A 4,980-nucleotide genomic window follows, 5' to 3' on the forward strand; every position below is an offset into this window, starting at 1 on the left:
GTTGTTGAACTGGGTACTGTCGGGGAGCATAAGGTGTAAAAGCCCGCCCAGTTTGAGCACGGGGTCGTAAAGGCTAACCCCTACACAGGAACCCAGTCCCAGGGTAATCAGCCGGGCCGGGTCTTTGCCAATCTTATAGTCGGCTATGCCGACCTGTATCTCCAAAGGGTCGTTGACGACCTTGGCCGGCTCCATTACAGTCCCCCTTCTTGAGTCGTTTCCGGGGTATTCAGTTCGCCCCGCATCGGCTCCCCATTTTTATTTGCGCAGGTTGTTGGCCATGCTCCACATCTCATCAGCAGCACCAACCACCCGTAAATTCAGCTGGTAGACACGCTGGGCTTCAACAAGGCTGGCTATTTCCTCCGTAAGGTCCACGTTGGAGGCTTCCAGGCAGCCCGGGACCAGTGTACCCGTAGCACCCGAGCCCGGATATTCCTGGACCGGTTGTCCACTGGCCGCCGTGGCCAGGTACAGGTTTTCTCCCCGGGCGGCAAGACCTGCCGGGTTGGTGAAGGAGTAAAGGGTAAGCCGGCCCACCTCTTCCTGTTGTCGATCACTGTTTATTATCGTCACCCGGCCGTCTGAATGAAGGGTGACGGACTGATATCCGGGGGGCAAAATTATTTCCGGTTCCAGGGGATAGCCCTGCTGGGTGAGCAGCCGGCCGTCCGCACCCACGGTCAGGCTGCCGGCTCTGGTATAAGCGTATTCGCCGCCGGGAAGACGCACCCGGAAAAAACCTTCACCCTGGATGGCTACATCAAGCGGCCAGCCGGTGCGGATAAGGCCGCCGGGTCGAAAGTCCCGGGAAACGGCGGCCACCCGCACACCGCTTCCCTCCGGTGGTGTGGGGCCGGGGGTGCCGGATCCCGGCGGGACCTCCTTTTCGGCGGGTATGCCTTCCCAACCCATTTCCCGGTAGAGCAGGTCGGCAAAGCTGACCCCCTGTTTTTTGTAACCCTGGGTGTTGATGTTGGCCAGGTTATTGGCGCAGGTATCCAGGCGGATTTGCTGGGCGTTCAGTCCCGCGGCGCCGGTCGTGAGGGCTCGCAGCATGGGATCACCTCATTCATTTGTCTGTTAAGATATTTTTGTCGCCGGGCGGCCTGTTTTAAGATACGCGCCGCCCTGGCTCATTTTCACCACATCCGCCCGGTTACCTGAGTGCCCCCACCCGGTTGACCGCCAGGTCCAGGAGCTGGTCCTGGGCCTGCAGGAGCCGCTGGTTCGCTTCGTAGGAGCGGACGGCGCTGACCAGCTGCACCATGGAAGCGGCGGGATCTACATTGGACCCTTCGAGATAACCCTGGCGCACTTCGGGCTTGGCCGCCGGCTGGGCGCTGCCCGCCGGAGCCGTATAGTAATTATCTTCGGTTTTGGTCAGCAGGTTGAGATCGGCGAACTGGACAATCCGCAGTCGGCCCGCCGGTCCCTTTCCCGGCAGAATGATCTCTCCTCCGTCAGTAATGCGGAAATCATCACTTTTCACCTGTACCGGCCCCGCTTCCCCCAGCACACGGTTGCCCCGGGAGTCCACCAGGTAACCCTCGCTGTCTATTCCAAGATTACCATCCCGGGTGTAACGTTCTCCCCCCGGTGTTTGGACCACCAGAAAAGTATTGGCGGTAGCCAGGGCCAGGTGGGTGTTTTTCCCCGTAGGCTTCAGGGGGCCCGGGGAAAAATTGGTTACCACCCCGGTGACGGCAGCACCCTGGTTGGTGGCACCCACATAACGCCAGCGGGGCCCAATTTCTACGGGGCCCAGGTTCTGCTGTTCCACCAGCAGGAGCTGGGGAAAGGGTTTTTGAATTACGCCGTCTGCTTTAAAGCCGCTGGTGGAGGCGTTGGCCAGGTTGTTGGCCAGCACGTCCAGCCTGGCCTGCTGTACGCCCAGACCGGAAGCAGCGGTATAAATGCCACGGATCATGATTGGGGTACCCCCTTTTAGCTCAGTTCTGCCAGTTTCTTGCGCAGGCGGTTGATGGCCCGACTGTGGAGCTGGCATACCCTTGATTCCGAAACTTCCAGCACGGCCCCGATTTCCTTCAAGGTCAGCCCCTCCTGGTAGTACAGGGCCAGCACCAGCTGGTCTTTTTCCGGCAGGCTGGCCACGGCACGGGCCAGCAGTTCTATATTTTCTTCTTCGGTTATACGGTCCAGGGGGTCGGGGATGGCCTCGTCGGGTAGCAGGTCCCCCAGCCGGATGGGATCACCGTTGCCTGTAGCTACCATTTCATCCAGGGACAGTGTATGCAGGCGGTAAAACTGGCTGTCCAGGTAGTGCACTTCAGCCTGGGAGACACCCATCTCCCGGGCCACTGCCTCCATGGACGCCTTCTCCTGGTGGAGGTTCTCCAGCTTCTCCCGGGCTGCCCGGAGCCGCTGTAATTTGTACCAGAGGGTACGGGGCATCCAGTTGGCCCGGCGCACTTCATCCAGCATGGCTCCACGTACCCGCGTACTGGCGTACGCCTCAAAGTCGTAGCCGCGGTCCGGGTCGAACTTGTCGATAGCTTCCATCAACCCGAGAACACCGCAGCTTTCCAGATCTTCCTGGCTCAGACAGGCAGGTAGCTTGATGGCCAGCCGGCCAGCCAGATATTTAACCAGCCAGAGGTAGGACAGGATGAGCTGGTGGCGGATTTCCGGACTCCTTGTTCGCTTGTATTCCTGCCAGAGCTTCTCCTTGCTATCCACGATCTCACATCCTGGTAAGCCGGGCCTGTTCCGCCATGCACTGGAAGATGTAGCGCATGATCAGGTCCTGCTGGGCCGTGGTAATCTCTGTAAACTCCACGGCGACACGATATTTCGAGTTTTCCTTTTCCAAAAGCCGCACCACCCGGCCCCGAAGTTGTATTTTGCGGGCGCCGGCTCGCAGGGGAAGGGTAAATTCAAGAAGGAGCTCCTTTCCTGGTTGGACCGGCTCGTCCATGGCCAGAAGCATCCCTCCGCCGCTGATGTCCACAGTACAGGCACTTTTGAACTTGGGGCGGCGGTTTTTTTCCGGAGGATGGGCGTAGTTGACCTCAAGTAAAGTCTTTAAGCGCACATGCTGGCGCTGTTGCACCCTCTGGCATTCCCCCGCCGGCATAAGGCGGTAGAGGGGGATGGTCTCAATCGTACGTCCCAGGTAGCGGGCCGGGAAAATGAAGCTGGCGTTTTGGTCAAAAAAACGAACCTGCACATTATCGCCCGGCGTCAGGACGAGCACGTCTCCCCGCAGGCGGGGAAGGGCGATGTGCAGTTCACCGTTTTTGATGTCCTGGATGGTGGAGGCATACCAGTCCTTCTCTCCCTCCCGGGCTACCTGTATCTTCTGGTTGATCCTGAGCTGGTCTAACAATATGTATAACCTCCCGTACAATCTTACCTAACGGTCGAACAGCCTGGCCAGACGCTGTACAAAACCCACCAGACCCGGCCGGGGCGGTTCCACCCGGGAAACGCCGCTGGTGAGGTAGCGGGCCATGGCGGCTACACTCCTGGCTAGTTGGGAGCGGGGCTCTGCCAGGTAAAAAGGCCTCTGGTTCCGCACGGCACGGAGCACGGCCCGGTCTTCATTGATGGCACCCAGGTAGACGACCGGCAGACCCAGAAACCGGTTGGTCACCATTTCCACCCGCCTGACCGTGGTCCGGGCTTCCTCTTCGCTGCCGGCCCGGTTGACTGCCAGCAGCACTTCCCGGTGGGTCCTGAAGCGTGCCAGCACCTTGATCAGGCTGTAACCGTCGGTGAGAGAGGTGGGTTCAGGGGTAATGACCACAATTACTTCCCCGGCGGCGGCCAGAAAGCCCAGCACGTTTTTGGAAAGACCCGCCCCGGTATCGATAAGAATGAAGTCGGCCAGATTATCCAGAAGTGCCAGAGATGAAAGCAACCTCTGCCAGCGGACCCGGTCCAGGTTGGCCAGTTCCAGAAAACCGGAACCGCCGGAGATGAACTGCACCCCCCCGGGAGCGGGCACCAGCACTTCCCGGATATCCCGGTCCCTGTAGAGACAGTCGTAGAGGGTACAGGGAGGGCTTATGCCCAGGAGCACTTCCACATTGGCCAGGCCCAGGTCGGCATCCAGGATAATCACCCGCTGATTTAAAGCAGCCAGGGCCAGGCCCAGGTTTACCGTCAGGTTGCTTTTACCCACCCCGCCCTTGCCGCTGGTGACGGCGATGACCCTGGCCGTGGCAGGACGGGACTCCGCTGACGGAAGTGCGTCTTCATCCTGGTTGACGCCTGCCGGGGGACTACCACCCGGTACGCGGCCGAAGATACGCCCCTCTTTAGTCCTGGAAGCCCGCCCCCACATCGCTTTCGCCCCCCTCCAGGATAAGGGCGGCCAGACTCCGGGGGTTTACGCCGGCAATATCGTCGGGGACGTTCTGCCCGCTGGTAACGTAAGCCAGGGGAAGGTGCATCTGGTGGATCAGATTCAACGCTCCTCCCCGGGTCCGGGTTTCGTCCAGCTTGGTGAAAATGAATTCCGAGTAGCCCACCCGGGCGAATTCCCGCGCCATATGTAAGAGGTCCCGGTTACGGGTGGTGGCGCTCAGGACCAGGAAAGTCCGGCGGGACGGCGGGAGGGCGTCCATGAATCCCTTCAGCTTTAGCAACTGGCCCGCATTACGGCAGGAAATACCTTCTGTGTCGATAAAAACAGCGTCTTTGTCCTGGTGGGCCTCGACTGCCGATGCCAGTTCAGCCGGAGTCATTACCACTTCCACGGGCACGCCGATCACCTGGCCGTAAAATTTCAGTTCCTCGACCACCCCGAAGCGGTGGCTGTATATGGCGATAAGGGCTATTTTTTTCTGCTCGAAGAGGGCCGTTCTGGTGGCAAGTTTGGCCAGGGTGGTGGTTTTTCCCACGCCGGTGGGGCCGATAAAGGCCTGGATTTTGCTCCTGCGGTCCTGTCTTGAATAGACATCTGCCACCATAGAGGCCAACCGCCCCTTTAATTGCAGGAGCAGGAAGTCCTCA

6 protein-coding genes and 1 pseudogene are annotated in these 4,980 nt (G+C 59.8%); all 7 read right to left on the reverse strand.

The window, feature by feature from the left end:
* The coding region (locus ACPLUI_RS10785) for a chemotaxis protein CheD (RefSeq protein ID WP_424660268.1) at positions 1-195 on the reverse strand (195 nt) is incomplete at its 3' end.
* A gap of 63 nt (positions 196-258) precedes the next feature.
* A complete protein-coding gene (gene flgG, locus ACPLUI_RS10790) occupies positions 259-1,059 on the reverse strand; it encodes a flagellar basal-body rod protein FlgG (RefSeq protein ID WP_424660269.1) in 801 nt (266 codons plus the stop codon).
* Between the two features lie 100 nt (positions 1,060-1,159).
* Entirely contained in the window at positions 1,160-1,930 is a 771-nt protein-coding gene (locus tag ACPLUI_RS10795; RefSeq protein WP_424660270.1) for a flagellar hook-basal body protein, read from the reverse strand.
* A gap of 17 nt (positions 1,931-1,947) precedes the next feature.
* Entirely contained in the window at positions 1,948-2,700 is a 753-nt protein-coding gene (locus ACPLUI_RS10800) for a FliA/WhiG family RNA polymerase sigma factor (RefSeq protein WP_424660271.1), read from the reverse strand.
* 4 nt (positions 2,701-2,704) lie between these two features.
* The gene (locus tag ACPLUI_RS10805; protein WP_424660272.1) at positions 2,705-3,349 is read right to left on the reverse strand and encodes a flagellar brake protein; all 645 of its coding nucleotides are present in this window, start codon (positions 3,347-3,349) and stop codon (positions 2,705-2,707) included.
* Positions 3,350-3,376: 27 nt separating this feature from the next.
* Positions 3,377-4,309: a MinD/ParA family protein gene (locus tag ACPLUI_RS10810; RefSeq protein ID WP_424660273.1), complete on the reverse strand. Its 933-nt coding sequence runs from the start codon at positions 4,307-4,309 to the stop codon at positions 3,377-3,379.
* Positions 4,284-4,980: pseudogene (locus ACPLUI_RS10815) on the reverse strand (flagellar biosynthesis protein FlhF); the annotation flags it as partial. The pseudogene ACPLUI_RS10815 and the gene ACPLUI_RS10810, both read right to left, overlap by 26 nt.

Origin of the sequence: Desulfofundulus sp. (assembly GCF_049701015.1) — a bacterium.
In the GTDB taxonomy this organism is placed as follows: domain Bacteria; phylum Bacillota; class Desulfotomaculia; order Desulfotomaculales; family Desulfovirgulaceae; genus Desulfofundulus.